Origin of the sequence: Ruminococcus sp. AF17-1AC (genome assembly GCF_003461385.1) — a bacterium.
In the GTDB taxonomy this organism is placed as follows: Bacteria; Bacillota; Clostridia; order Oscillospirales; family Ruminococcaceae; genus Hominimerdicola; species Hominimerdicola aceti.
This window is the reverse complement of the sequence record NZ_QTWZ01000015.1, coordinates 1-26,165: the sequence shown is the minus strand read 5'-3', so window position 1 is coordinate 26,165 and position 26,165 is coordinate 1. Positions and strand designations below refer to the sequence as shown.

The 26,165-nt window shown below is 43.9% G+C and carries 25 protein-coding genes; 14 read left to right on the top strand and 11 right to left on the bottom strand.

All coding sequences use genetic code 11. The features are described 5' to 3' along the window. Window positions 1-18: 18 nt before the first annotated feature. From era to DWW81_RS09955, 6 genes are all read right to left on the bottom strand, one after another. Entirely contained in the window at window positions 19-933 is a 915-nt protein-coding gene (era, locus tag DWW81_RS09980; RefSeq protein WP_117897655.1) for a GTPase Era, read from the bottom strand. Continuing rightward, on the bottom strand, window positions 930-1,433 hold the full coding sequence (locus DWW81_RS09975; protein ID WP_022287807.1) for a diacylglycerol kinase family protein: 504 nt from the start codon (window positions 1,431-1,433) through the stop codon (window positions 930-932). Before DWW81_RS09975 ends, era begins: the two co-directional genes overlap by 4 nt. Further along, complete coding sequence (ybeY, locus tag DWW81_RS09970; protein ID WP_117864595.1) at window positions 1,420-1,929, bottom strand: rRNA maturation RNase YbeY; 510 nt, start codon at window positions 1,927-1,929, stop codon at window positions 1,420-1,422. Before ybeY ends, DWW81_RS09975 begins: the two co-directional genes overlap by 14 nt. 7 nt (window positions 1,930-1,936) lie before the next feature. After that, complete coding sequence (locus DWW81_RS09965) at window positions 1,937-2,896, bottom strand: PhoH family protein (protein WP_038671482.1); 960 nt, start codon at window positions 2,894-2,896, stop codon at window positions 1,937-1,939. 130 nt (window positions 2,897-3,026) lie between these two features. Continuing rightward, entirely contained in the window at window positions 3,027-4,214 is a 1,188-nt protein-coding gene (locus DWW81_RS09960; protein ID WP_181982719.1) for a sporulation protein YqfD, read from the bottom strand. Beyond that, window positions 4,214-4,495 carry a YabP/YqfC family sporulation protein gene (locus DWW81_RS09955; protein ID WP_022287811.1) on the bottom strand — a complete coding sequence of 94 codons (282 nt, stop codon included), beginning with the start codon at window positions 4,493-4,495 and terminating at the stop codon, window positions 4,214-4,216. Before DWW81_RS09955 ends, DWW81_RS09960 begins: the two co-directional genes overlap by 1 nt. 91 nt (window positions 4,496-4,586) lie before the next feature. Between DWW81_RS09955 and DWW81_RS09950 the strand changes: the two genes are divergently transcribed. Continuing rightward, window positions 4,587-5,669: a nucleoside recognition protein gene (locus DWW81_RS09950; RefSeq protein WP_117897657.1), complete on the top strand. Its 1,083-nt coding sequence runs from the start codon at window positions 4,587-4,589 to the stop codon at window positions 5,667-5,669. Between the two features lie 56 nt (window positions 5,670-5,725). Then, window positions 5,726-5,938 carry a hypothetical protein gene (locus DWW81_RS09945; protein ID WP_022287813.1) on the top strand — a complete coding sequence of 71 codons (213 nt, stop codon included), beginning with the start codon at window positions 5,726-5,728 and terminating at the stop codon, window positions 5,936-5,938. Window positions 5,939-6,040: 102 nt separating this feature from the next. On the opposite strand, the gene DWW81_RS09940 is transcribed toward DWW81_RS09945, so the two are convergent. After that, window positions 6,041-8,401: a UvrD-helicase domain-containing protein gene (locus DWW81_RS09940; RefSeq protein ID WP_117858954.1), complete on the bottom strand. Its 2,361-nt coding sequence runs from the start codon at window positions 8,399-8,401 to the stop codon at window positions 6,041-6,043. Between the two features lie 159 nt (window positions 8,402-8,560). On the opposite strand from DWW81_RS09940, the gene DWW81_RS09935 reads away from it, so the two are divergent. The 12 genes from DWW81_RS09935 (at window position 8,561) to DWW81_RS09880 (ending at window position 23,528) form a co-directional block, all read left to right on the top strand. Then, entirely contained in the window at window positions 8,561-10,711 is a 2,151-nt protein-coding gene (locus tag DWW81_RS09935) for a sugar phosphate nucleotidyltransferase (protein WP_181982718.1), read from the top strand. A 343-nt stretch (window positions 10,712-11,054) separates the two neighbouring features. Continuing rightward, window positions 11,055-12,959 (top strand): ribonuclease J, encoded by a 1,905-nt coding sequence (locus DWW81_RS09930; protein ID WP_242989608.1) that lies wholly within the window; start codon window positions 11,055-11,057, stop codon window positions 12,957-12,959. Between the two features lie 47 nt (window positions 12,960-13,006). Beyond that, on the top strand, window positions 13,007-14,983 hold the full coding sequence (locus tag DWW81_RS09925; RefSeq protein ID WP_117864584.1) for a DHH family phosphoesterase: 1,977 nt from the start codon (window positions 13,007-13,009) through the stop codon (window positions 14,981-14,983). Window positions 14,984-15,007: 24 nt separating this feature from the next. Next, on the top strand, window positions 15,008-15,454 hold the full coding sequence (rplI, locus tag DWW81_RS09920) for a 50S ribosomal protein L9 (protein WP_022287818.1): 447 nt from the start codon (window positions 15,008-15,010) through the stop codon (window positions 15,452-15,454). A gap of 2 nt (window positions 15,455-15,456) precedes the next feature. Then, entirely contained in the window at window positions 15,457-16,818 is a 1,362-nt protein-coding gene (gene dnaB, locus DWW81_RS09915) for a replicative DNA helicase (protein WP_022287819.1), read from the top strand. Then, entirely contained in the window at window positions 16,808-18,136 is a 1,329-nt protein-coding gene (gene tilS / locus DWW81_RS09910; protein ID WP_117897659.1) for a tRNA lysidine(34) synthetase TilS, read from the top strand. Before dnaB ends, tilS begins: the two co-directional genes overlap by 11 nt. Window positions 18,137-18,235: 99 nt before the next feature. Beyond that, window positions 18,236-18,760, top strand: coding sequence for a hypoxanthine phosphoribosyltransferase (hpt, locus tag DWW81_RS09905; RefSeq protein ID WP_117897660.1), 525 nt, complete (start codon window positions 18,236-18,238; stop codon window positions 18,758-18,760). Window positions 18,761-18,798: 38 nt separating this feature from the next. Continuing rightward, window positions 18,799-20,739 carry an ATP-dependent zinc metalloprotease FtsH gene (ftsH, locus tag DWW81_RS09900; RefSeq protein ID WP_117897661.1) on the top strand — a complete coding sequence of 647 codons (1,941 nt, stop codon included), beginning with the start codon at window positions 18,799-18,801 and terminating at the stop codon, window positions 20,737-20,739. 118 nt (window positions 20,740-20,857) lie between these two features. Then, the gene (locus DWW81_RS09895) at window positions 20,858-21,625 is read left to right on the top strand and encodes a TIGR00282 family metallophosphoesterase (protein WP_046440166.1); all 768 of its coding nucleotides are present in this window, start codon (window positions 20,858-20,860) and stop codon (window positions 21,623-21,625) included. 107 nt (window positions 21,626-21,732) lie between these two features. After that, window positions 21,733-21,993: a stage V sporulation protein S gene (locus DWW81_RS09890; RefSeq protein ID WP_022287824.1), complete on the top strand. Its 261-nt coding sequence runs from the start codon at window positions 21,733-21,735 to the stop codon at window positions 21,991-21,993. Window positions 21,994-22,053: 60 nt separating this feature from the next. Continuing rightward, window positions 22,054-22,752, top strand: a complete 699-nt coding sequence (locus DWW81_RS09885; protein WP_117897662.1) for an ABC transporter ATP-binding protein — start codon at window positions 22,054-22,056, stop codon at window positions 22,750-22,752. Further along, window positions 22,746-23,528, top strand: a complete 783-nt coding sequence (locus DWW81_RS09880; RefSeq protein ID WP_117897663.1) for a hypothetical protein — start codon at window positions 22,746-22,748, stop codon at window positions 23,526-23,528. Before DWW81_RS09885 ends, DWW81_RS09880 begins: the two co-directional genes overlap by 7 nt. 43 nt (window positions 23,529-23,571) lie before the next feature. Here DWW81_RS09880 and DWW81_RS09875 read toward each other — a convergent pair whose 3' ends face one another. The 4 genes from DWW81_RS09875 to DWW81_RS09860 are packed head-to-tail and all read right to left on the bottom strand — an operon-like array spanning window position 23,572 to window position 26,000. Further along, the gene (locus DWW81_RS09875) at window positions 23,572-24,720 is read right to left on the bottom strand and encodes a zinc dependent phospholipase C family protein (RefSeq protein WP_117897664.1); all 1,149 of its coding nucleotides are present in this window, start codon (window positions 24,718-24,720) and stop codon (window positions 23,572-23,574) included. A 4-nt stretch (window positions 24,721-24,724) separates the two neighbouring features. Continuing rightward, the gene (locus DWW81_RS09870; protein WP_038671500.1) at window positions 24,725-25,330 is read right to left on the bottom strand and encodes a flavin reductase family protein; all 606 of its coding nucleotides are present in this window, start codon (window positions 25,328-25,330) and stop codon (window positions 24,725-24,727) included. After that, window positions 25,330-25,695: a hypothetical protein gene (locus DWW81_RS09865; RefSeq protein ID WP_117897665.1), complete on the bottom strand. Its 366-nt coding sequence runs from the start codon at window positions 25,693-25,695 to the stop codon at window positions 25,330-25,332. Before DWW81_RS09865 ends, DWW81_RS09870 begins: the two co-directional genes overlap by 1 nt. Window positions 25,696-25,703: 8 nt before the next feature. Then, the gene (locus DWW81_RS09860) at window positions 25,704-26,000 is read right to left on the bottom strand and encodes a hypothetical protein (protein WP_022287830.1); all 297 of its coding nucleotides are present in this window, start codon (window positions 25,998-26,000) and stop codon (window positions 25,704-25,706) included. Window positions 26,001-26,165 lie beyond the last annotated feature (165 nt).

Genomic DNA, 26,165 nt, shown 5'->3' with positions numbered 1-26,165 from the left:
CGGAAAAATATGTTGCCTTTATTCCAAACCGAAATTCTTTATCATGCCCTCACGGTTTCTCCAGCCCTCTTTTACCTTGACCCAGCACTGGAGATTTACTTTTATCTGGAAGAAATCTTCAAGGTCAGCTCTTGCTTCCTGACCTATCTTTCTAAGCATAGAGCCGCCTTTTCCAATAAGGATACCCTTGTGTGACTCTCTCTCGCAGTAAATAGTAGCGGTAACGTCAAGTATAGCTTCACCGTTTCTATTTTCACGCTCGTTAAGATGTTCGATAGTCACAGCTATGCCGTGAGGAACTTCGTCATTAAGGTTATTGAGTGCCTTTTCTCTTATTATCTCAGCCATTATGACCTTTTCTGGCTGGTCTGTGAATTTATCATCAGGGAAGTAGTGCGGACCCTCCACAGCATTCTTTTCAAGATCTTCCATAATAATATCAAGGCCGTCCTTTTCAAGAACGCTCACCGGTACGATATCTATAAAATCAAAAAGCTTTGAATACTCTGCTATCACTGCGATAAGATCCTCTTTGTTTTCAAGAAGATCTATCTTGTTCAGCACAAGTATCACCTTAGTCTTGCCTGTCTTGAAGCCCTTTACAAGCTCACGCTCGTTTTCGGATATTTTCTTTGTGCAGTCAGCCATAAGGATAATAAGGTCAACCCCTGCAACAGACTCGTTCACAGCGTTGAGCATATGCTCTGAAAGCTTATTTTTAGCCTTGTGCATACCAGGTGTGTCCATGAAAACGAACTGTGTTTCTCCCTTTGTGAGAACACCTGTTATCTTTGTTCTTGTTGTCTGCGGCTTGTCGCTCACTGCGGCTATCTTTTCGCCCACAAGTGCGTTTAGCAATGAGGATTTGCCTGCGTTCGCACGTCCAACAATGGTGACGAACGCATTTTTTGAATTTGCATTTTTCTTGTTCATATATATTTTTCCTTATCTTTTTTATCTTTGTCAGCAGGTGTTTTGAACACCCATACGAGCCACAGTATCACACCTGCGGCTAAAGCTATCCCTAGCCATATGTTTCTTGCAAAATAAGAGGCTATCGCCATAAAAGCATAATAGTCCCAGAATATCCTTATTCCCACAGCCACAGAAGCTACCGCCGCAATGAGTACAGCCCCTGCCGCACAGTCTTTAGCCTTTTTAGCAAGAGGGTTTTTATCTTTACACGCCATATCCACAGCGGCTTCAACAGCCGTGTTCACAAGCTCTAGTGAAATAACAAGCCCTATGCAGATATAAACTGCGGCAGTTTCGGCGGCGCTAAGCCCGTAAAATCGCATTAGCAGTATCACAAGCACTGCAACACCAATGTGAAAACGCATATTGCGCTCTGTTTTTATACAGCTCACAACGCCCTCAAAGGCATAAACAAAGCCCTTGAAGAAACGTCCTATCCCTGTTTTACCTGTGTTCATGCTCGCCTAAGAAAGTGGCGTCACGGGATATGCCCAGATTGCCAAGTATAGCTTCTTCCTTTTCACGCATTATCCTCTCCTGAAGATTGCTTTCTTCATGGTCATAGCCAAGGAGATGAAGCATTGAATGTACTGTCAAAAAGCCTATCTCTCTTTCAAGAGAGTGACCATATATCTCAGCCTGACGGTAAGCCGTTTCAAGGCTTATGACTATATCTCCCAGCAGGTAAGCGCCTGTTTCGTGGTTCATGTCAAAATCACCGTTCTCGCCAAGAGGAAAGCTCAGCACGTCTGTTGAGCGGTCTATGTTTCTATGCTCCTTGTTAAGCTCATGTATCTGCTCGTCATTCACAAAAGATACAGAAACTTCAAAATCATCATTGTGACCCTCATATTCCAACACAGCATGGCAACAGCGTCTTACAAGAAGCCTTATGCCAACAGGTATCTTTACCTCTGTCTGGTTGTTGGTTATCATTACTTTTACCTTGCCCATTACTTTTTCACATTCCTTTTTTGTTATATTTTTCATAAGCAAGGATTATGTCCTGCACAAGCTTGTGACGGACAACGTCCTTGTCGGTAAATCTGTTTATTGATATATCGTCAATGCCTTTGAGTACGTTCATTGCCTGAATAAGTCCTGACTTTCTCTGGTCAGGCAGGTCTATCTGCGTTATATCGCCTGTTATGACTATCTTTGAGTTGAATCCAAGACGTGTAAGGAACATCTTCATCTGCTCGTGAGTGGTGTTCTGCGCTTCATCAAGGATAATGAAAGAATCGTCAAGAGTACGTCCTCTCATGTATGCCAGCGGAGCGACTTCGATACAGCCACGCTCCTGCTGTTTAGCGAAAGTGTCAGGACCGAGCATTTCAAAAAGTGCGTCATAAAGCGGTCTGAGATATGGGTCTACCTTACATTGCAGGTCGCCCGGAAGAAAGCCCAGCTTTTCTCCTGCTTCAACCGCAGGACGTGTGAGGATTATCTTCTCCACCTCGTGCGCCTTGAAAGCTTTTACCGCCATTGCCACCGCAAGATAAGTCTTGCCCGTTCCCGCAGGACCAATGCCCATGACGATAGTCTTTTTCCTTATTGCTTCAACATATCTTTTCTGACCGAGAGTTTTCGGCTTGACGAGCTTTCCGCTCACCGTTACGCACACTCCGTCATCAGACATATGCTTTATCTCATACTGCTTGCCCTCACGCACAAGTGTGAAAACATATCTTATAGTCTGCTCAGTGATAGCCTCGCCCTTGTTGATAAGAGCAATAAGGCTATTTATAGCTTCCGAGGCGTTAAATACGTTCTCCTCATCGCCTGTTATCTTGATATCGTCACCTCTGCCGAGAATCACAACATTATACTCTTTTTGGATAAGATTAACATTCTCGTCATAATTGCCGAAAAGGCTGAGTACAGTTTCCATTCTGTCCACGCTGATAAGTTTTTCCGCCATTAGCACAACTTCCTCTTTTTTTGTTCTGATATACCTATTATACAAAGTTATTATATCACATTTTTCCTCTGATTGCAACAATCTCAGTAAGATTTAACACTTTTTTTATGCACCTTTTCACACTTTTTGATCATTTCTTAATAAAAAATTCCACCTCTCTGCAAAGCTCGCCATATAGGGTGTATGTTACAGTAGCGGTTACTCCGTTTTCTGTCACATTATCCTCCACTTGCCGGTCTTTAATCTCATAGTCTGAGAGAAAATTTTCCTCATATAAATACGCCTTTTCATGAACGGCGTCAAGTGCCTGCTGTTCTGTCAGGGTGTCTTGTGAAAATTTATATTCTTCAAGTTCGCAGGTGGTTATGCCAAAAGGCATTTCAAGTCCGAAAAGCGACAGAGGAGAATATCTCTGCTCATTTTTCCAGTAACCCTCAGGCTTTGAGAAAAAAAGAGGGATATCAGCGTCAAACACAGTGAAAAAACGCTTTGTATCTCTCTTGCCTGTCGTCTTTTCTGCCTTGTCCTCAAAGGGCTGTGTGAATGTGACAGTGCGCTCAAAAGTGCCTAGTATCTTACCCTTTGAGCGTGCATAGCTTGTCTTTGTTTCAACGTTTTCCTTGCCGTCTATCCAGCTTGATTTTGATGTGATGATCTCACCGCCTACAACGATATCGCCCTTTGTCACACCGCTTCCCACAGGTATCTTTAGCTGTCCGTCATAAACCTCGACTTTTTCGATAACTCCGTTTTCGCAGGCAACAAGATTTGAGGGATAGCGGTTTGACTCACGCTTTGTGTCACCCTCAGTTTCGATAACGTCGATTATCAGCGTGTCACCCTTGCGTGTTATGCCTGCCCATGATATGCCCTCCACTTTTTGCTTTAACGCACGTTCTGTGACTATGAGATCAATACTTGGGATATAAGTGCCGGTTTCAACGCCCTCCTCTTTAAGCACCGACATAACGCCTTTTCTGATATTTTCATCATCACTGAGTATGTCAAACCTCACCACCACGTTTGATAGATAGAAGCACGAAAGCATGACAGCCGCAGTGCCTATGACAAGTCCTCCTCTTCCGAAAAAACGTTTTGCAAGAACAAAGCTTCCGTGACGTTTTGTGGCGGTGTATTCAAGCCCAAGTTCATTGCATAGTCTTTCAAGTGCCTTACAGTGTTCCGCAGGCATACGCAAAGTGAGCTTTCCGTTCTTTTCACACATTTTGCTAACGGGAAGCTTTTTTGACATTATCCTGCGGAAAAACTTGGTGAAGCTGTCCCCTGTGATAACATAATCTATATAACCGAAAATCATTATCCTCTCTCCCTGATACTTCTTGACACAAGCTTGACCGACTCTATTTTTCCTCTTATCTCCACGCTGTCGGAGCAGAAATTTGACATTGTTAGTCCGCTGCCCCATATCTCTATCTCAAAAGAGCCTGTCAGCACCTTTGCCATTATCTCACTGCATTCCACTATCTGCTTGCAGTTTTCGATAACGGCGGCTCTGTCATCAGTTATGCTTATGTATGAGCTTAGTGCGGTCAATTCTTTTGTCATGCCGAAAAAGCTTAAAAATGGTATCTTCTTCATTTTTGCGTCCTCCGTTCATTGTCTTATGCTTAATTATATTATTAGACAGACTGACATATACTTAAAAAGTAAAAGTAGGGAGGTAATAAAAATGTTGAAAAGACTTGCAAAGGAGCTTTGCGTATATATACTTGCGGGGGTGGTCATATGGTTCTGCATTATCACCATATCAGGGGGCGAGGGCGTAAAGCTTGGTATCTCCGAAGCCGTTGACCGCTGTATGAATATCATAATCCCGTCGCTGTTTGTTTTTATGGCGCTGTCGCAGATACTTGTTTCAAGTGGGCTTTACTACTGCGTTTCAATGCCTTTTTATCCTATATCGAGATTTATAATGGGCATACCGCCTCAGCTTTTCTTTGTATTTCTTCTTGGCAATACCGCAGGCTATCCTGTGGGAGTAAAGCTTCTTTCGGATCTGTGTCAGAGAAAGATAATATCCCAGCGTACTGCAAAGATAATGTCCTGCTTTTGCTGCTGTGGAGGGCCTGCTTTCTATTCTGGTACAGTGGGTCTTGCAGTGTTTGGTTGTACAGGAGCAGGCATTGCAGTGTTCGTATCCATACTAGCGGCAAATTTTCTCACTGCACTTGTTCTCGGCAGAGCTATAAATGAGGATAAGAAAACATCAAAGTCGACTTTCAGACTTGACGGCAGAATGTTCACCGACAGCGTTATCTCAGCAGGAAAGTCACTTTTTGTTATCTGCGTTATGATAGTCTTTTTCGGAGCGTTTATGTCCTCTCTTGAATACTGCGGAGCGTTCAGCTTTTTGAAAAATACGTTCTCGATGTCAGATAACGGATTGGTGCTTGTTAAAAGCTGTCTTGAAATAACTTCTCTCTCTGAGCTTTCGGGAAGTCCATTTTATCTTCTGCCATTTATAGCCGCTGTATGCTCCTTCGGTGGTCTGTGTGTGATTATACAGATAGCCGCACTTGGCGTGGATTTCTCCCTTGTGCCGTTTTTTATCTCACGTTTGACATCAGCCTTTTTGTCTGCTGTCATATGTCGTTTTATCTATCCTTTCTTTATTCCTGATTCAGTTTTGACTTCTGTTACAAATAATGTTAAATTCGTCAAAGTGAACAATTTTGTTCCCTCGTTTTGCTTGATTATGATGATTTTATTACTAACTTTGAAGAAAAGACTAGCATTTTCTAAAACAGTATGATATAATTAATAACAAATGAAAAAAGATTAACTTATCTTAAAGGAGTTGTATAAATCATGGCAAAGAAGAGCTATTTTGGTAACAGAATTTCACCGTCATGTTCTTACTGCCTTTTCGGCAACAGATCAAGAGAAGGAAATAAGGTCCTTTGTGAGAAGCAGGGTCTGGTAGACGCTGATTATAGCTGTAAGAAGTGGGTCTATGATCCTATCAAGCGTGTTCCAAAGAAACAGCTTAACATTCCTAATCAGGAAGACGATGTTATCTGATACATAAAATATGCCGTACATTTTTTGGTGTACGGCTTTTATATTGCAAAAAGATCCGCAGAGCGTTTTGTTTCGCCCTGTGGATCATTCTATCTTATATCCTTATATCTTTTTTATCTTCGTGTAATTTGCCATTATCTTCTTTGTGCCACGATTATCAAATGCTATCTCAACAAGAGTATCGTTAGCCATAGGTTTTGAGCTTAAAACAGTGCCTTCACCGAATATCTTGTGCAAAACTCTGTCGCCTGGTGCGAAAGTTTCAGTATTAACAGAAAAATTGCTCTTATCAGCCTTTCGCTGAGCCAGCTGTTGCTGCAGGCTCATGCTGTGGGGCTTTTCGTAGCCGTTGAGATAAGGTGAAGCCTTTGTTTCCTCTGCTTGCTTTTCTATGCAATCGGCAGGAAGCTCTTTTATAAAGCGTGATATTCTGTTTCTGTCAGTGCGACCATAAAGCATACGTTCCTCTGCGTGGGTAAGATAAAGCTTTTCCTTTGCTCGTGTCACCGCAACATATGCAAGTCTGCGTTCCTCTTCCGTGTCAGCCTCCGATTCAAGACTTCTTGATGACGGGAAGATGTTGTCCTCCATGCCTACCACGAAAACTATGGGGAACTCAAGACCCTTTGCAGAGTGCATTGTCATAAGCACAACATAGTCAGCGTCAGAGTCGAGATTGTCAACGTCAGTGTAAAGTGATATTTCCTCCAAAAATCCCGACAGCGACGGCTCGTCAGCATTTTCTTCGTAGCTTGACATGGTGGATTTAAGCTCGTTGATGTTTTCAAGACGTGTAAGACCCTCGTCTCCCTGCATTTCAAGATGACGTTTGTAGCCTGTCATATCAAGAAGCTTGTCCAAAAGCTCCGCAAGTGGCAGAGTGTCAGAAAGCTCAGTAAGCTCTGAGAGCATATCGCCCACAGGCATAAGCTGTTTTGAACGCTTCACAAGGGGTGCAAGCATATCGGCTTCCTGCATGATGTGGATAGGTGAATCCCCAAGGTCTGAGGTTATCTGTTCAAGTGCGTTTACAGTGGCTTCGCCGATACCACGTTTCGGTTCGTTGATTATTCTTCTCAGACGGAGAAAGTCAAAATGGTTGTTTATTACAGAGAGATAAGCGAGGATATCCTTTATTTCCTTTCTGTCATAGAATTTCAGACCGCCTATTATTTTATATGGTATTCCACTTTGTATGAACGTCTGCTCCAAAGCGTTCGATTGTGCGTTCATTCGGTAGAGTATAGCATGGTCGTTGTATTTTCTGCCCTTGTTTATGTCCTCTAAAATAGTGTCAGCCACGAATTTTGCTTCACTGCGCTCGCTTGAAGCCTTGTATACTGTGACCTTTTCACCGTCACCCGAAGCTGTCCACAGATTTTTACCCTTTCTGCCCTGATTGTTACTTATAAGCTGATTTGCGCAGTTAAGAATGTTCTGGGTCGAGCGGTAATTCTGTTCAAGCTTTATAACATCAGTGTCAGCATTGCAGTCGAACTGCTCCTCGAAGTTGAGGATGTTCTCGATAGTCGCACCACGGAACTTGTAGATACTCTGGTCGTCATCACCTACAACGCATAGATTGTGGAATTTCTGGGACAGCAGCGATACCAGTCTGAACTGAGCCTTGTTGGTGTCCTGATACTCGTCTACCATTATATATTTATACAAGTTCTGATAGTGGTCGAGCACGTCAGGAAACTGCTCAAAAAGCTTGACTGTGTGGCAGATCATGTCGTCGAAGTCCATAGCGTTTGCGGCTTTGAGCTTCTTCTGATAGTGCTTGTATACCTTGCCTATGGTCAGATTACGATAATCTCCTGCGGCTGAGGCAATGTATTCATCAGGCTCTTGGAGCAGGTCTTTAGCGTGGGATATCTCGCTGAGTATCGTTCTCGGTGGAAACATCTTCTCGGATATGCCAAGTTCTCTCAATATGCTTTTTACAGTTCTCTGAGAATCGTCAGAATCATAAATGGTGAAACTGCTTGAAAATCCAAGCTTGTCACATTCACGCCTGAGTATCCTTGCGCAGGCGGAGTGGAAAGTCGCCGCTGTTATGCCTTGACCTGCCTCTCCCAACATTCCTGCAAGACGTTCTTTAAGCTCGCCTGCCGCCTTGTTTGTGAACGTGATAGCAAGTATGCTCCACGGCTTTATGCAATCGTATGCCACAATGTCTGCAAGGGTAGAAGCGTCATTTGTCTTGCCGTCAATGTAGTCTTTGAGAAACTGTATGTCCTGTTCTGAGGGCGTGCCGTAGGTCTGCTCTGTGTTGTATGCGTTGCCGAAATATATCATGTTTGCGATGCGGTTTACCAAAACAGTGGTCTTGCCGCTTCCTGCTCCTGCCAGTATAAGGAGCGGACCTTTTATTTTGAACACAGCCTTGCGCTGTTGGTCGTTCATTCGTGAAAAATATTTTTCAAGTGCTTTTCTTTTAAGAGCCGTAAACTGCTCCATTATATACACCTCCGTAAAATTTCTTTTATGCCGTATCCTACATTATAGCATATTTTTTCTATCTTGAAAAGGGCGGCGGCAAATTTTTTTCACATGAATAACAGTGGGTATGTTTTCCAATAATACATTAAATCAAATATTATGAACGGAGGAACATATATGAAAGCTGTTGTTTTATGCGGAGGACGTGGAGAAAGATTGATGCCCATGACAGACAGGCGACCTGCGGCTCTTCTGAGATTATGCGGAAAAGAAATTCTGCTTTTTACTCTTGAAATGCTGGAGGAAGCAGGCTTTGAAGAAGCTGTCCTTGCGGTGGGCTATGGCTCTGAACAGGTAGAAAGGCTTCTTGATGAAAAATACTCAGGTAAGATAAAGCTCCATATGATAAACACCGAAGGCAAAAGCACTTTGCAGGCTGTTAAAACAGCAATGTGCGATGAAACAGAAATTCTTGCCGTGGAATGTAACTGTATATGCACTCACCCTCTTGATGAGATTATAAAAGTTCATTTGAGCCACGATACCTTTTGTACGGCTCTGACTTATGATACTGAAAACAAACCTGCTGGCATATATATAGTGAAAAGAGAGCTTTTTGATAGTCTTAATCCTGAAAAGCCTATGGATATGACGGAGGATATAATCCCCGAGGCTGTGAAAAGTGGCGAAGCTGTCCTGCTTGACGGAAAAGGCTATTATAAAAGGATAACCACGCCTGAGGCTTTTCTCGATTGTCAAAGGCATATGCTTTACAACGAAAATATGTCACAAAGGCTGACGGAAAGTAATTTCAGCGGTGCGGCAATAGGTGAGCCTGTTTATATAGGTGAGAACGTTTCTGTCATGTCAGGGTCGGTCATAGAAAGCGGAAGCGTCATAGACAATAACGCTGTTGTAAAGGGCGGCAAGGTGAACGGATATGTTGGCATAGGCTCGGTGGTGTCTGAACGCTGTGATATAAACAGTGCAGTGGTATGCCGTGGGGCTGTCCTTGACAGCGGTGTGAAGTGCGGTGAATATTCCGTCATAGGCGAAAAGGCTCATATCGCAAGTGAAGCCGTCATTGAAAAAGGCGTGGGCATATGGTCCGGAAAAACTGTTGAAAAGGGCGCAAGACTTTATGAAAACGTGAAAAGATCATCTGACAGCCGACTTGTCATAGACGAAAACGGCGAGTGCAGTTTGTGGGGCGGTGAAGCCACAGTGCAAAAGGCTATGCTTTTTGGACTTTGTGCCGCAAGCGCTGCAAAAAAAGGGGGAAGTATAGTGACAGCCTATGGCTCTGACGATAGCTTTTTACTCAAACAAGCCCTTGACTGCGGCATATGTCAGGCTGGAGTGAACGTGTACAGTATAGGCAGAGCAGGCATTTCAGAGCTTTCTTATGCTGTGAACAGATTTGGCGGAGAGTTCGGCATACTCATAGGCGCAAACATTTCAGGTCATGCAAGGCTTATTTCGGCAGGGGGAATGTTGCCTGATGAAAAGCTTCTTGACCGCATTGGAAGCATAGCTGACGACAGAGCTTATCGCAGTGTGGGGCTTTCTCAGACGGGTTGTGTGACAGATTTTTCAGCGGTGAGGGAGATATACGTCGCAGAGCTTGAAAAAATACTCCCTGACCGATTTAAAGGCGTAAATGTGGATATCCGCACATATGATGTTAAAAAGGCGACCCTTGCCGACAGACTCTTTCACGGCAGGAACGATATAGACGGTGAGCGTATAATATTTAATCTTTCCGCAGACGGCACAAAAGTATCAGCTTACAGTGAGAAAACAGGCTATGTCATGTGGGAAAAGCTGGTGGCAATGTATGCAGGGGTGTGCTTTGAAAAGGGGCTTGCGGTGGCATTGCCTGAGAATTTCCCCTCTAGTGCCGATGCCGCTGCTGAAGACCACTGTGGCAGGCTTTACCGATACGAAAACAACGCTGACATAGCAAAGGACGTTGCAGTTTCGACCCATAATATGTTTGCCTATGACGGACTTTACCTTGCGTCAGCGGTGACGTCTTATCTGTCAGAGCAGGGGATAACGCTGCAAAAAGCTCTCTGTGATGTGCCTGACGCATACACCTCAAGCCGATTTGTGGGCATAACAATGAGCCGTGAAAACAAGGAAAAGATATTTTCAGAGCTTGGCTGTTCGGCAGAGGGTGAGATAACAATGGGCAAGACACACGCAGTTATCAGACCGCTGAGGGATAAAAAAGGTATAACAGTGTTTGCAGAAAGCGTGAGCTGCGAGCAGGCGGCTGCCTTTTGCGAGGATATAACAAGCAGGATAAAGGGCATATTCAGATAAATGTAATAAATTGCTATTGACATTGAGACGAAAATGGAGTACAATATAATCAGATATTTTTGTTCGGACAAAGGCGGCTCATGCCGCTGTATTTAAACTGCGTTCATCACACCATTTTGTCTTTCTTTGAGGCTTTAAGCGTTTTTTGACAGCACATGATAATAAAGCCCAAACGCAGCGGTATATTGAATCTAAACGGAAAAATCGAATATTATTTGAGCATGATAAAATGCAGCAGGAAGGAGATAATTGCTCCTGCCGTATGTTTGTGCTGCTTTTTTGCGGCATTTTGTGCCTTTAAAGGCTTAAAAGCGGAGTACAGCAGGGCAAAGTACATTATTTTATGAACGGAAAGAACAACACAGTAAAAAATCCTACACCAAAACGTTTTTTCAGAAAAAAACAGAATAAGAGCGAGATACCTCTGGCTCAGGCTTCAAAAGAGCTTGACCGTGTAAAAAGTCAGAGAGCTTCGGGCAGTGTGAAAAAAACGCTTCAGCCGAGAAATGAAACTCCACAGAGAAAACCGCAGAATAATCAGCAAAGACGTCCAAGACCTGCGGCGAACAGAGTGAAAGAGCCTGTAAGAAGAACGCCTGTGAAGATAATCCCTCTTGGCGGTCTTAACGAGATAGGCAAGAATTTCACTGTTATCGAGTGTTCAAACGATATGTTCGTTATCGACTGCGGATTGGCTTTTCCTGACAGTGAAATGCCTGGCGTTGATATCGTTATCCCTGATTTCTCATACGTCGAGAAAAATCAGGAAAAACTCAGGGGCGTTGTGCTTACACATGGTCATGAGGATCATATAGGCGGTCTGCCGTATTTTCTGAAAAAATTCAACGTGCCTGTTTACGGCACAAGGCTTACCCTTGGTCTTGTCGAGGGCAAGCTGAAAGAGCATGGGCTTTTAGGAACTGTAAAACTCAACGTTGTAACGCCAAGACAGACAGTTAAGCTTGGCTGTATGGCGGTGGAGTTTATAAGAGTAAACCACTCTATCCCTGATGCCGTGGGAATGGCTATCCATACCCCTGCTGGTGTGCTTATCCATACTGGCGACTTCAAGGTAGACTATACACCTATCGAGGGCGGTATAATCGACCTGCCTAGATTTGCAGAACTTGGAAACAAGGGTGTTCTGGCTCTTATGGCTGACTCTACAAACGCTGAAAGACCCGGCTATACCATGAGCGAGCGCAAGGTTGGCGAAAGCTTTGTGAAGCTTTTCAACAAGGCTGAGGGCAAGAGGATAATCATTGCCACTTTCGCTTCAAACGTTCACAGAGTTCAGCAGATAATAAATAACGCTGTCACACACGGCAGAAAAGTGGCAGTGTCAGGCAGAAGTATGGTGAATGTTATCTCAAAGGGCATCGAGCTTGGCTATCTTAAAGTGCCTGACGGTGTGCTTGTGGATATCGACACTATATCGAGATATGCACCTGAAAAAATGGTCATCGTCACAACGGGAAGTCAGGGCGAGCCTATGTCGGCGCTTACAAGAATGTCGGCAAACGAGCATAGGAACGTTACTATCACTCCTATGGACTTTATCATAATCTCGGCTAATCCTATCCCCGGCAATGAAAAGTATGTCACAAAGGTAGTAAACGACCTTATGAGATTGGGTGCAGAGGTAATATATGAGTCAATGTACGAGGTGCACGTTTCAGGACACGCTTGTCAGGAAGAGCAGAAATTGTTGCTTTCTATCACAAAGCCAAAATTCTTTATCCCTGTACACGGCGAGTATAAACATCTTATGAAGCACAGAGATACGGCGCTTTCTGTGGGAATCCCTGAGAGCAATATAATCATTGCTGATATAGGCAACGTTATCGAAACAGACGGCGTTGACATGAAGATAACAGGACAAGTGCCTGCTGGAAAGGTGCTTGTGGACGGTCTTGGCGTCGGCGACGTTGGCGCAATAGTTCTCCGTGACAGAAAACATCTTGCTCAGGACGGACTTATTATTGCCGTGGCAACTATCGACAGGGCTTCGGGAGATATCCTTGCAGGGCCTGACGTGGTTTCAAGAGGCTTTGTGTATGTAAGAGAGAGCGAGGAGCTTATGACCGAAGCTCAGAAGCTTCTTACCGAAACACTTCAGGATTGTCTTGACAGAAATATGAAGGATTGGAATACCATAAAGGGCAGAATGAAGGACAATCTTTCGGACTTTATCTTCACAAAGACAAAGAGAAGTCCTATGATTTTGCCGATAATAATGGAATTATGACCGCCTGACAACAGTGCGGCTGTTTATAGAAATGCAGGAGCTTTAAAATGAAAAGTAACAACGGATTACAGATCATAATAAGAATAACAGTGTGCGTTACCATGCTTTCGTCACTTATAGGCGCTTTTATGCTGCATTCTACCCCGTCTCACAGAGAGTCGGGCAGTGTGCTTATTCTAGTGTCTGTGGCGGCGGCTGTATTGTGGGTGCTTGAAGAAGTGGTTTTCCACAATCACACTCGCAAGTATGTGGCAAAGCTTTCCACGATGATCTCAAAGACGGAGAGAGATTCTCTCCTGAATTTTCCTGCTCCTGCTATAATAATCGACAGCGAAAACGTCATCGTGTGGTATAACAGACTTTTTGGCAGACAGGTCTACTCTGAGGAGGAAGCCTACGGAATCGACCTCACAGAGCTTATGAATATCGATATGGATAAGATATACACCTCTGACGGTGACCTTGTTTGCACAAATTCTCATTTCTATAAGGCAAAGGCTATACATACCGATACAAACGGTGAGCTTTCAATGGTCTATTTCAATGACGTTACCGATTATGTGGAGCTTGAATATGAGTTCAGAATGTCCCACAAAGCGGTAATAATCATAACTATCGACAACTTTGACGAGCTTATGTCAAATATCAGAGAGAGCGAAAAGGCTCACGTTGTTGTTGAGATAGAAAAGCTCATAGAGGAATTTTTGGAGAATACTACTGCGGTGTCAAAGAAAGTAGCAAGCGACAAGTTCTATGTTTATATGGAGGAACGCCACCTTGCACCTATAATCGAGCAGAGATTTAAGATACTCGAGCAGGCAAGAAAAATTGCTGTTGGCGAGCGTTCTAACCTTACATTGTCCATAGGTGTGGGCAGAGATGGTGCAAACCTTGCGGAGAGCGAGAAGTTTGCAAAGCAGGCTCTCGAAATGTGCCTTGGACGTGGCGGAGATCAGGCGGCTGTCAAGGAGGACGGTGAATTCAAGTTCTTCGGCGGCATTTCTTCTGCACCTGACAAGAACAATAAGACCCGTATCCGTATGGTGGCAAAGGCTATGCTGGAGCTTATCTGCAATCACGATAAGGTGCTTATAATGGGTCACCGATTTGGCGATCTTGACAGCGTAGGTTCAGCAACAGGCTTCTGCTGTGCTATCAGAAACATGGTAAAAGAAGCTTACGTTGTGGTAGACCCTGAGCAGAATTTGTCGAAAACGCTTATAAATTACATAAACGAAAACGAGTCGGAGCATTATTACATAACCCCTCAGGAGGGTCTTGAAAGACTTGACGATAACACGCTTCTTGTGGTAACTGATACCCATAACCCTGCACTGGTGGAGTCAAAGGAAATACTTGCAAGGGCGAAAAATGTGGTAGTTATCGACCACCACAGAAGAATGGTGAACGGTATCGAGCCGACTATAATGTCGTTCTTAGAGCCGAATGCGTCATCGGCCTGCGAGCTTGTGACGGCTCTTATCGAGTATTTCGGCGAGGATTCCAATATCACGGTCCATGCGGCGGAAGCTCTGCTTGCGGGAATAATGCTGGATACAAAGAATTTCATTATGAAAACAGGCGTAAGCACTTTTGAGGCGGCAGCGTTTTTGAAGAAAAAGGGCGCTGATACTATAGCTGTCAAAAAGCTTTTTGCAAACTCTATCGAGACTTATCATCAGAAATCGTCGCTTATAAACAGTGCACACCTTTATAAAGAGTGCGCAGTGGCTTATACAGAGGAAAGCTTCTCTGAAATAAGGATAGCGGCTTCACAGGCGGCAGACGAGCTGCTTGGTATAACAGGCGTAAAAGCTTCGTTCGTTATCTATGAAACGAACGGTGTGATAAATATCTCTGCACGAAGCATGGGTGCTTGTAATGTGCAGATCGTCATGGAGTCTTTGGGTGGCGGCGGTCATCTTACTATGGCGGCAACTCAGCTCAACTGTTCAATGAATGAGGCGAGAAAACGCCTTGCAGACGCCATTGACGAATACTGGGAAAATAATTCGCAGGAATAAAAAAAGAAAGGCAGAGTGAATAATATGAAAGTTATTTTGTTAAAAGATGTAAAGGGTTCAGGCAAGCAGGGAGATATCATCAACGTTGCAGACGGATATGCAAGAAATTTTCTTATCGGAAAGGGTCTTGCACTTGAAGCTACAGCTAAAAACCTTAATGACCTTGCAGGCAAAAAGGCTTCCGCTCAGCATAAGATAGATGTTGAAACAGCCGACAATAAAGCTATCGCAGAGAAAATAAAGGATAAGGAAGTTCTGGTAAAGGCTAAGGCAGGTCAGGGCGGAAAGCTCTTTGGCGCAGTTACAGCAAACGTTATTTCAGATTGCCTCAAGGCTCAGTATGGCGTTGTTATCGAGAAGAAGAAGATAAATCTTACAGCCGAGATAAAGGCTTTCGGTGACTATACTGCACAGATAAAGCTTACTCATGGCGTATCATGCAGCATTAAAGTAAAGGTCGTTGAGGAGTAATCATGGCTGATAATTTCCGTGGGCTTACCACAGGAGCGACCCTTGGCAGGGAGCTGCCTTTTTCTCAGGAGGCTGAGGAAGCCGTTCTGGGAGGAGTTCTTCGTGATCCTTCGGTGCTTCCGAAGGTCATTGAGATACTAAAGCCTGAAAGCTTTTATCGTCCACAGCACCAGCAGCTTTTCACCATAATAGTGAGAATGTTCACCACAGGCAGCAAAGAGGACCTTATCACGGTAATTAATGAAGCCGTCACAATGGGTGTTTTTGAAACGTCTGCAATGGCTAAGAATTATCTTCTTGGTATTATGGAAATGGTGCCGTCAACGGATAATATTGAGAGCTATTGCAAGATAATCGAGGAAAAAGCAAGGGTAAGGTCGCTTATAAATGCCGCTAATCAGATTCTTGAAAAGGCGTATGACGGCGGTGAGGATTCTCAGACGCAGCTTGACGCTGCTGAGCAGTCTATATTTGAGATAAGACAGGGCAGAGATGTTCAGGGCCTTACACGAATAAGCGACGTTATCGTTGATACATTCGAGCATTTGCAGGAGATATCAGGTCCTGACGCAGGCGAACATCTTGGTGCAAAAACAGGCTTTGGCCAGCTTGACGCAATCACAACAGGTCTTAACAGAACTGACCTTATCATTATCGCTGCACGTCCTGCAATGGGAAAATCTGCATTTGCACTTAATATTGCGGTGAATACCTGCAAGGCGACAAAGCGTGACGTTGTTATATTCTCTCTCGAAATGGGTAAGGAACAGCTCGTGTCCCGTATGCTCGCTTCAGAGGCGCTTGTTAATAATACCCTGCTTAGGTCGGGCAATCTTGAGCCTTCTGATTGGGAGAAGATAGCAGGTGCGGCAGATACGCTGTCACAGCTTCCTATATATTTTGATGACGGTGCAGGCTGTACAGTGCCGCAGATGAAAGCAAAGCTCAGAAGGATGAGAAATCTTGGACTTGTGGTCATCGACTACATACAGCTCATGCAATCAGCAAATAAAAACGCCAGCCGAGTTGAGGCGGTGTCTGAGATAACACGTTCCTTGAAGCTTATGGCTAAGGAGCTTAATGTGCCTGTTATCGCACTTTCACAGCTTTCACGTAGCTCAGAGAAGCGTGACGATAAAAGACCTATCCTTTCAGACCTGCGAGAATCAGGTTCTATCGAGCAGGACGCTGATATCATTATGTTCCTCTATCGTGACGCTTACTACAGCGATGAGGGCGACAAGTCGGTGGCTGAGTGTATAGTTGCGAAAAACCGTCACGGACAGACAGATAAGGTGCAGCTTGGCTGGATAGGCGAATATACCCTGTTCAGAGGTCTTGATTTCAGGAGAGATGATGAATAATTTTCTTGTAAAGGTAGCTTCTACCATAGAGAAATTTAATATGGCAAATAAGAGCGAACGCTTGCTCGTTTGCCTCTCAGGAGGCGCCGACAGCGTTACGCTCCTTTTGTGTTTATATGAGCTGGGCTATGATGTATGCGCTTGTCATGTCAATCACCACCTCCGTGGTGAGGAAAGCGACAGAGATCAGCATTTTTGTGAAAAGCTTTGCGAGAAGCTTGGGGTCGAGCTGAAAGTGTTTCATGCTGACGTCGTGGGCTACTGCAAGGAACATTCCGTGTCCACCGAAGAGGGAGCAAGGAAGCTCAGATACGACTTTTTCGATAGTATCGGTGCAGACAAGATATGCACAGCACACAGTCTTTCGGATTGCCTTGAAACTGCCATATTCAACCTCGCAAGAGGTACAGGTCTGAAAGGTATTTGCGGAATACCGCCTGTGAGGGGAAATATCATAAGACCGCTTATAAATTGTACTCGTCAGGAAATAGAGTGCTTTCTCAAAGAGAGAGGACAGGACTTTGTTACCGATTCCACAAATCTTACTGACGATTATACCAGAAATAAGATTCGCCACCTTGTTGTGCCAAGGCTTGCGGAGCTTAACAGTTCGCTTTTTGGCTCATATTCCATGACAGCTGACAGGCTTAGAACAGACAGCGACTATCTTGAAAGTCAGGGGCTTGAAGCCTTTGAGAAAGCGGTATTGCCAAAGGGCTATGACGCATTGTGTCTAAGACAGCTCCACGAAAGTGTACGCCGTCGTGCAATAATGCACATTCTTGAGAAAGAGGGGCTTACTGTGAGCCATGACAGTATCGAGGATATCGACAGGCTGATACTTGACGTGGGTAAGGCAAACGTCAAGGGCGGAGTCTTTGCGGTCTGCTCAAAAGGTGTGCTCAGCTTTGCAAAGGGCGAGATGCTTGAAAACAGCACTCTCAGGAGCGTTAAGGTAAGCGACGAGGGCGTTTATCAGTTCGGCAATAAGGAGATAGAGTTCAAATTCTATCCTTTTGACGGAAAAATCGCAAATGTTCATAAAAAGTTTGCAAATTGTTGTCTGGATTATGATAAAATAAAGGGTGAGATTGTTGTCGAAAATCGCAGAGAGGGCGAGAAGATACGCCTTGTGAACAGAGATTTTGACAGCGATGTGCGAAAGCTGGTGAACAAGTCCTTCAGACTTGAGGACAGGAGCAGTGCCGTTATCCTAAAAGATAGTCAGGGCGTTGTTTTCGTTGAAGGAAGCGGTGCGGCTGAAAGGGTGAAGATAGACTCTGAAACCGTTAAAATATTGGCTTTTACCATAAAGTGAGATGAATATCACCCTAAGCTGAAAAGTTTTTTGTGTGAATTTGTATTTTTTCACTTTTCTGTCACATTGATAATATATAATCAGAGAGGTTGTTAGTTAATGAACAATATATCGGTTCTTTATTCTGAAGAAGAGCTTGCATTGTCTGTGAAAAAGCTTGGAGCAGAGATAACTGAAGAGTATAAAGGAAAAAAGCTTCTTGTTGTGTGCGTTCTTAAGGGAGCGTTCGTGTTTACTGCTGATCTTGTAAGAAGTATCGACAACGATATGCAGATCGCTTTTATTACTGCAAAGAGTTATGCTGGCACAAGCTCAACAGGAAATGTTTCAATTTCAGGAGATCATGATTTTATGGGTCTTGACCTGAGAGAGTGGGACGTTTTATTGGTTGAGGATATTCTCGACACAGGAAGAACGCTTTGCGAGTTAAAAAAGAAGTTTGCGTCAATGGGTGCGCCAAGTGTTAAGATAGCTGTTATGCTTGATAAGCCGTCAAGACGTGTTGCAGACATAACACCTGATTTCAAATGCTATGAGATCGAGGACAGATTCGTTGTTGGCTGTGGTCTTGATTATGATGAGAGATATAGAAATCTTCCTTTTATCGGTATAGTTTCCGAATAAGGAGCCAAATATAATACAGAACAAAAGGTTGTGATCGATTGAAAAACAATAATAATGGAAAGACCCTGTTGATCTATCTGCTGGTATCGGTTGCCATAATCTGCGGATTGGTCTATATGCTAACAAGCATGAGCACAAAATCTTCCGACAAAAAATATTCGGAGATAATGGAACAGTTTGACAGCCTGAACGTGTCACAGTTTGAGCTTGACCTTGGCTCCGGACAGCTTAAGTATAAGCTCAAGGGCGAGGATAGGGTATATAGTTATACAGTTCCAAATGTTTCACTGTTTGCAAATGAAGTCCTTGGCGGTGAGGACGCTGAGAACTATCGTAAGAAATATAATACTGAAAATCCGGACGATCCTTTGCAGTATAATCTTATACCGATATCGGATAACAGCTTCTGGCTCAATCTGATACCGACGCTGCTTATGCTGGGCGTTATGATATTCTTCTTTGTTTTCATGATGAAGAATGCAGGCGGCGGAAAGATGTCATCTTTCGGAAAAACAAATGCCAAAATGGCGCCAAGCAGCAAGAAAGCTACCTTTGATGATGTTGCGGGTGCAGACGAGGAAAAGGAAGAACTTAAGGAGATCGTTGATTTTCTCCGTGATAATAAGAAGTATACCGAGATCGGTGCGAGAATACCTAAGGGCGTTCTTCTCCTCGGCCCTCCGGGTACAGGTAAAACGCTTCTCGCAAGAGCCGTTGCAGGCGAAGCAAAAGTTCCATTCTTCTCGATCTCAGGTTCTGACTTCGTTGAGATGTTCGTGGGCGTCGGTGCTTCAAGAGTAAGAGATCTTTTTGAGCAGGCTAAGAAAAACGCTCCTGCTATCATCTTTATAGACGAGATCGACGCAGTGGGCAGACAGAGAGGCGCAGGCCTTGGCGGCGGTCATGACGAGCGTGAGCAGACCCTTAACCAGCTTCTTGTTGAAATGGACGGCTTTGAGGATAACGATTCTGTTATTGTTATGGCTGCAACAAACAGACGTGATATACTTGACCCTGCACTTCTTCGTCCGGGCAGATTTGACCGACAGATACTTGTGGGCTATCCTGACGTTAAGGGCAGAGAAGCTATACTGAAAGTTCACACAAGAAACAAGCCGCTCGCTCCTGACGTTGACCTTGAAACTATTGCAAAATCAACTGTAGGCTTTACAGGTGCAGACCTTGAAAACCTTGTGAACGAGGCTTCGCTCCTTGCGGCAAGAAAGAATAAAAAGGCTATCACCAAAGATGAGCTTGAGGAAGCTTCTATAAAGGTTGTGGCAGGTCCTGAGAAAAAGTCTAAGGTCATCACAGAGGACGAAAAGAAGCTTACCGCTTATCACGAGGGCGGTCATGCACTCTGCACATACTACAGCAAATCACAGGATAAAGTTCATCAGGTATCTATCATACCGAGAGGTCAGGCTGGCGGTTTCACAATGAGCCTGCCTGTCAAGGATAAATCTTATGTTAGCAAGAACGAGATGTACGAAAATATCGTGGTTCTTCTTGGCGGACGTGTTGCTGAAAAGCTGATCCTTGACGATATCTCAACGGGCGCTTCAAATGACCTTGAGAGAGCTACTTCCACAGCTAGAAACATGGTAACACGCTACGGCTTCAGTGACAATCTTGGTCCTGTTGTATACGGTCAGGGCGATCATGAAGTATTTCTTGGCAGGGATTACACTAATACGCCAAGCTATTCCGATAACGTTGCGGCTGAGATCGATAATGAGATAAGAACTCTTATTGAAAGTGCATTTACTGACGCTGAAAAGATACTCAACGAGCATATGGATAAGCTTCATGTTGTGGCTAAGTATCTTATGAAGTATGAAAAGGTTGACGGTGCAACATTTGAGAAGCTTATGAATGGCGAGCTTACAGAGAGCGAGTTTATGGGCGAAGCTGATAAAACACCAGAAATCCAGGATACTCCTGAGATAGTTGATGATATTTCAGTTGACGATAATTGATATGAAAGATCAGACGTGTAAAAGCGTCTGATTTTTTTGTGATGTCTGCTTGATTTTGCAGTAAGGATAGTGTATAATAAGGGTAACTGTAAAATGCAGTATAGAACGGAGATAGCAAATGAACTTACTTTTTATCGGAGATGTTGTGGGACAAAGCGGCTGCGATTTTCTTGAAAGCAGAATGTATAAGCTGAAGCGTGAATATGATATAGATGTGACCGTGGTGAACGGTGAAAATTCTGCTCAGGGCAATGGTATCACACCGCAGTCTTACAGACAGCTTCTCAACATGGGGGCTGACGTTGTAACGACAGGAAATCATTCTTTCAGACGACGTGAGGCTGAGGAGCTTTATGACACAAACGAGCAACTTTTAAGACCTGCCAATTACCCTGAGGGCGTTATGGGTCATGGAGTGACTTATATCGATATGTGTCCTTATAAGATAGCCGTGGTAAATCTTATGGGAACGATGTATATGGAAGCAGTGGAAAATCCTTTCAACTATGTTGACAAGCTTCTTGAAAGCATTGATACGCCTAATATAATCGTTGATTTTCATGCGGAGGCAACTTCTGAGAAAAAGGCTATGGGCTTTTATCTGCAAAAACGATGCACTGCTGTGCTTGGCACTCATACCCATGTTCAGACGGCTGATGAAACGATCTTAGGCGGACATACCGCCTATATTACCGATGTTGGAATGACAGGCCCTGAGCTTTCCGTACTTGGTGTGGACAGTGATATAGTCATAAATAAGTTCAAATATCGCACCCCTGTGAGGTTTTCAGAAAGCACCAACGATTGCTTTATAAACGGAGTTGTGGTAAAATTTGATGAAAAATCGGGAAAAGCAACAAATATACAGCGTGTTATTAAGCGATAATAACGAAAAGTATTAATAAAGCTTGAAATTTTATTATGTATGTAGTATAATATAGTGTGTATAATAAGTGGGGTAAATTCTTTGAATTTACTTATGGAGGTATTCAAGTGGAAATTCTAAAGGTTTCTTCAAGGTCTGTCCCTAATTCGGTGGCAGGAGCAGTTTCGGGCGTTATCCGTGACAGCGGTGCAGTTGAGGTACAGGCAGTGGGCGCAGGCGCAGCCAATCAGGCGATCAAGGCTATAGCGATCGCAAGGGGCTATCTTGCACCATTGGGCATTGATCTTATTTGTATCCCTGCATTTGCAAGCGTTTTGATCGACGGTGAGGAAAGAACTGCGATCAAGCTTATTTGTGAAGAAAGATAATAATGCGGCAGCAAGGCGTGTTAAAGTCTTGCTGCTTTTTGCTACAAAGGAGGGGACAGCATGGAAACTGTTTTGCAGACTTATGGGCTTACAAAGCAGTATGGAAGCTTTACAGCGCTGAGCAATCTTGACCTTGCGCTGGAGAGGGGTAAAATTATCGGTCTGCTAGGGCCGAACGGAAGCGGAAAAACAACATTTATCAAGCTTTGCTGTGGACTTATAAAACCTACGGCAGGGGATATACTCATATGCGGAATGCCTATTGGCGTGGAAACTAAAAAAGTGGTTTCCTATCTGCCTGACAGAAATTTCATACCTGACGATATGAAAGTAAATGAGATGCTCAGGTTTTTTCAGGATTTTTACAGCAATTTCAATGTAGCAAAGGCTCAGGATATGATGAACAGGCTGGGGATAAACCCTGCGGCAAAGTTCAAGACAATGTCAAAGGGTACAAAAGAAAAGGTGCAGCTTTGTCTTGTTATGAGCCGTGAGGCTGACGTTTATCTACTTGATGAGCCAATTGCAGGCGTAGACCCTGCGGCAAGAGATTATATCCTCAACACCATAATCTCAAATTACAACGAGCGGGCGGCTGTGGTAATTTCTACTCACCTTATCTCAGATATCGAGCCTGTTCTTGACGATGTGGTGATGATACAAAATGGTATGCTAAGGCTGCATAAATCTGTTGACGCTATCCATAACGAAACCGGCAAGTCTGTGGATCAGCTTTTCAGGGAGGTGTACAGATGTTAGGCAAGCTTTTGAAATATGAGCTTAAACACTCGGCAAGAAAGTTTTTCCCTCTTGTGTTGGGATATATGATAGTTGCACTGATATTTTCTCTGATGCTTCGTTATGGCGAGAGCGTTAAAAGCCCTAATTTTCTGGTGATATTCATTGTTGTGTGCATTGCCTATGGTATTGCCGTGGGGGCGTTGTTCACTGTGGGCTTTACCATATCGCTGACGAATTTTCACAAGACCCTTTTCACTGACGAGGGCTATCTTATGCTGACAATACCTGTCAAGCCATATTATCACATTTTCACAAAGTTCATCTCTTCTGTTATATGGTCGGCGGCAAGCATGATCGTTTTTGTGCTTTCGCTGTTGCTTATTGATCCAACAGAATATCTTGACTCTGTGGGAGATTTTATAAACGCTTTGGGCAACGGCTTTGCTGAAGAACCGCTCACTTCGTTTCTGATATGCCTGTATACTCTGACGCTGTTTGCAGGCTTGCAGATTTTCTTATATTTTGTTATCTCTCTTTCAAACTGTTTCAAGCATAAAGTTCTAGTAGGCTTTGCCATAATCTTCGCTTGCAATATGTTATCCTCGATGATAAGCAATCTGGCAGGCGACCTTTCTCTGTGGAATATGCTCTTTATGCCAACGTCACGATTGCCCGATACAGAAGTGGCATTCAACCTAAGACTTGTGTTTATGACAATGTATCAGTTCGCATATATCTTGGCATATTTTCTGTTGACAAACTTCATAATAACACGCAAACATAATTTACAGTAAAAAAAAGGCAGACGATGAGTCTGCCTTTTTTGTGTTGTGATCTTTAGTTAAGTATCCAGATCTGAGCTGAGTTTTCAGGCTCAAGGTCAGCAAAGGAGAGCTTTCCGCCCTTTGAGTTTGCAAGCACCTTTACATAGTCTGTGGACTCAGTGGATATTCTGAAACGTCTTTTTCCCAGCGCAGTGACCCTGAACTGAACAGGCTTGCCGTCTATTTTCAGATAGTCATAGCCCTTGCATGAAGCGTTTACATATCCGCCGTCGCCTATCTTTAAACCGAATGTGCCGTCCTCTGTAAGACAGACCGTCAGCTTCTGTTCAAGCTCCTTGTCAGGCTTTTCAAGCTGCAATCCCTTTGGGGTAACAGTGAGTACAAGTCCCGATATCTCGTTTTTGAATGTGTAAGCCTTGCCGTCAAGTATGTAATTGCCTGCGTCAGAGGTGCAATCGTCATAGAATTTCAGAAGAAGCGCTGTGACATTCTGCTGTGTAACAGGCAGAGTGTTCTTTGCAACGTCATCAAAAGCTCTTGGGTCAAGGTGAGAAATGGTGTCAACGAACTTGCCTGCGTATTTTACAAGCTTGTTTGCAGCCTCGCCAAAGTTATCCTTGCCGTAGTATTTCAGCAGACGCTTGTCGAAGCTGTCGGCTGTGTGTCTTGTGCAGGTGGTGGAAACGTGCTTCTCAAAAGCGTAATGCACGTTGTTTGCCTTGTCCTGATATTTCATGTTAGCAACGTGAACAGTGCAGCCCATGTCTGAAATAAAATGTGCGGCTCTGCCGAGAACACGCATGGCGTTTTTTATGTCACCGCTTTTGTAAAGAGATACTGCGGCGGTGTAGTTTTCTTCGAGGCAAGTTCTTGCGCTCACTGCAAGGTCACCAAAGCGGTTGCGGTAATAGCCGTTAGTTTCAGGAAGCTCCTTGCCCTTTGGATTAACGCAGGAGTAATAATGCTTGCCATGACCCTTGTCCATATCGTTCTCCTCGTCAGGCTGTGTGCAGCCCTTGAGTATCTCGCTGTGATAGTCTTTATAGAATGTCACCTGCTTCTGCTTTTTCTCCTTTTCCAGAAGTGCAAGTGATTTCTTCACAATGTCCTCGTGAGTAGTGCCGCTCCATGCGTACGCTTTGATAGGTCTGAGCCTATAGCATACAGCCAGCGCAACTGCGGCTGTGAGAATTTTTTTCATAACTCTATTTTCCTTTTCTGATATTTTTGTTGTTTTTCTTTTTCCTTACTGAGTAGCCGAACGTGCCAAGCTTTTTGCCAAGACCGTAATACTCTCCGTGAGCGTAGGCAAGAAGTCCCGCTTTATCAAGACAAAGCTTTCCTTTTTCGTCAAGCAATTCTTTTGCAACGTCAAGCCCCACAATGTCAGCAATGAACATATCATGTGTACCAAGGCTCACGACCTCTCTTACTTTACACTCGATATTCACAGGAGACTGGGCCAGCAAAGGTGCCGATACCTTTGCGGACGGTTCTGCGGTAAGGTGCATTTCCTTGAACTTATCCACTTTTCTGCCGGTTTTCACACCGCACCAATCCACAGCTTTCACAAGCTCTCTGGTCGGCAGATTTATGACGAACTCACCGCTTTGAGTGATAAGCTCGTGGGAATATCTCTCAGGTCTGACGGAGATGTAGGTGACAGGCGGCTGAGTGCAGAGAATGCCTGTCCACGCAACTGTGAACACATTGGGTTTATCCATACTGCCGCAGGTAACGAGAGTAGGCGGCAGGGGAGAGGTTATGACGCTGCCTTTCCACTGCTCCTTGGTGTATTTTGTGTACTCCATTATTTCACGCCTTTCTCGTTGTCGAGTCCAAAATTATGTACTCGTCTGTATATTTTGTCATAGTCCTTATAAAGAAGCTGAGTCTGATTTTCAAGAAAATAGTAGTGCTTTATATAAGGCACAAGCAGTACGAGAAGCGCAATAGCAAGGGGTATGAGTATCATGACCTGCCAAACTGCAATGGCAATGAACGTCATGACAGTACAAAGTGCAAAAAGCACCGTCACGATAAGATGTATCAGCCGTTCGTGCTGAAAAAAAGCGATATGTTCTTTGTGATAATCAAGGAGCTTTGCAAAGTCGCAGTCTTTATCCTCAAGACAGCTTGCAACAAAACTGCGGTAACGCTTGAAATATTCCGTCATGATATCACCTACAGTTCAATAAACTCAGCGTCTTGTATCTCAAGGTCACGGAGCTTGGTCTTGTATGAATTTTTCTTTTTAAGAGCCGCACGTTCCTGCTCTTTTTTCTTGACGTCCTTTGCAACTGTCATAAGCATTATATTGTCGATAGTTTTATAGTGCTTTGAAACACGCTGAGCAAAGCTTTTGCGCTTTGCAGGCTTTTTCTTTTTGCCGTCAAAAATAATGGCAAGAACAACGGATATCGTCATTGCGATAATAGTTTTCTCCGCATTTGAGTTCACAGAGATAACTCCTTTTTTCATACTATCACCATTCCTTCTGCCTGAGTTTTCCTATCAGGATAACAACATATAAGGCTATTATACTATATTATCCCGAAGATTTCAAGTATTATCTATTAATAAAAAAGTAACGGTTGTAGTGCTACAATAGATATTGGACAAAATTAAGAAAAAAGAAAAGAGAGA

Bases quoted from the DNA above. Each gene is read 5' to 3' on its own strand.
- dnaB (WP_022287819.1), top strand. From the start codon at position 15,457: ATGGCTGATAATTTCCGTGGGCTTACCACAGGAGCGACCCTTGGCAGG.
- DWW81_RS09880 (WP_117897663.1), top strand. From the start codon at position 22,746: ATGTTAGGCAAGCTTTTGAAATATGAGCTTAAACACTCGGCAAGAAAG.
- era (WP_117897655.1), bottom strand. From the start codon at position 933: ATGAACAAGAAAAATGCAAATTCAAAAAATGCGTTCGTCACCATTGTT.
- ybeY (WP_117864595.1), bottom strand. From the start codon at position 1,929: ATGGGCAAGGTAAAAGTAATGATAACCAACAACCAGACAGAGGTAAAG.
- DWW81_RS09940 (WP_117858954.1), bottom strand. From the start codon at position 8,401: ATGGAGCAGTTTACGGCTCTTAAAAGAAAAGCACTTGAAAAATATTTT.
- DWW81_RS09960 (WP_181982719.1), bottom strand. From the start codon at position 4,214: ATGATTTTCGGTTATATAGATTATGTTATCACAGGGGACAGCTTCACC.
- DWW81_RS09875 (WP_117897664.1), bottom strand. From the start codon at position 24,720: ATGAAAAAAATTCTCACAGCCGCAGTTGCGCTGGCTGTATGCTATAGG.
- DWW81_RS09950 (WP_117897657.1), top strand. From the start codon at position 4,587: ATGTTGAAAAGACTTGCAAAGGAGCTTTGCGTATATATACTTGCGGGG.
- DWW81_RS09945 (WP_022287813.1), top strand. From the start codon at position 5,726: ATGGCAAAGAAGAGCTATTTTGGTAACAGAATTTCACCGTCATGTTCT.
- DWW81_RS09955 (WP_022287811.1), bottom strand. From the start codon at position 4,495: ATGAAGAAGATACCATTTTTAAGCTTTTTCGGCATGACAAAAGAATTG.
- DWW81_RS09860 (WP_022287830.1), bottom strand. From the start codon at position 26,000: ATGAAAAAAGGAGTTATCTCTGTGAACTCAAATGCGGAGAAAACTATT.
- DWW81_RS09865 (WP_117897665.1), bottom strand. From the start codon at position 25,695: ATGACGGAATATTTCAAGCGTTACCGCAGTTTTGTTGCAAGCTGTCTT.
- DWW81_RS09895 (WP_046440166.1), top strand. From the start codon at position 20,858: ATGAACTTACTTTTTATCGGAGATGTTGTGGGACAAAGCGGCTGCGAT.
- hpt (WP_117897660.1), top strand. From the start codon at position 18,236: ATGAACAATATATCGGTTCTTTATTCTGAAGAAGAGCTTGCATTGTCT.
- DWW81_RS09870 (WP_038671500.1), bottom strand. From the start codon at position 25,330: ATGGAGTACACAAAATACACCAAGGAGCAGTGGAAAGGCAGCGTCATA.
- DWW81_RS09935 (WP_181982718.1), top strand. From the start codon at position 8,561: ATGAAAGCTGTTGTTTTATGCGGAGGACGTGGAGAAAGATTGATGCCC.
- DWW81_RS09930 (WP_242989608.1), top strand. From the start codon at position 11,055: ATGAACGGAAAGAACAACACAGTAAAAAATCCTACACCAAAACGTTTT.
- DWW81_RS09965 (WP_038671482.1), bottom strand. From the start codon at position 2,896: ATGGCGGAAAAACTTATCAGCGTGGACAGAATGGAAACTGTACTCAGC.
- DWW81_RS09925 (WP_117864584.1), top strand. From the start codon at position 13,007: ATGAAAAGTAACAACGGATTACAGATCATAATAAGAATAACAGTGTGC.
- DWW81_RS09885 (WP_117897662.1), top strand. From the start codon at position 22,054: ATGGAAACTGTTTTGCAGACTTATGGGCTTACAAAGCAGTATGGAAGC.
- DWW81_RS09975 (WP_022287807.1), bottom strand. From the start codon at position 1,433: ATGAACACAGGTAAAACAGGGATAGGACGTTTCTTCAAGGGCTTTGTT.
- tilS (WP_117897659.1), top strand. From the start codon at position 16,808: ATGATGAATAATTTTCTTGTAAAGGTAGCTTCTACCATAGAGAAATTT.
- rplI (WP_022287818.1), top strand. From the start codon at position 15,008: ATGAAAGTTATTTTGTTAAAAGATGTAAAGGGTTCAGGCAAGCAGGGA.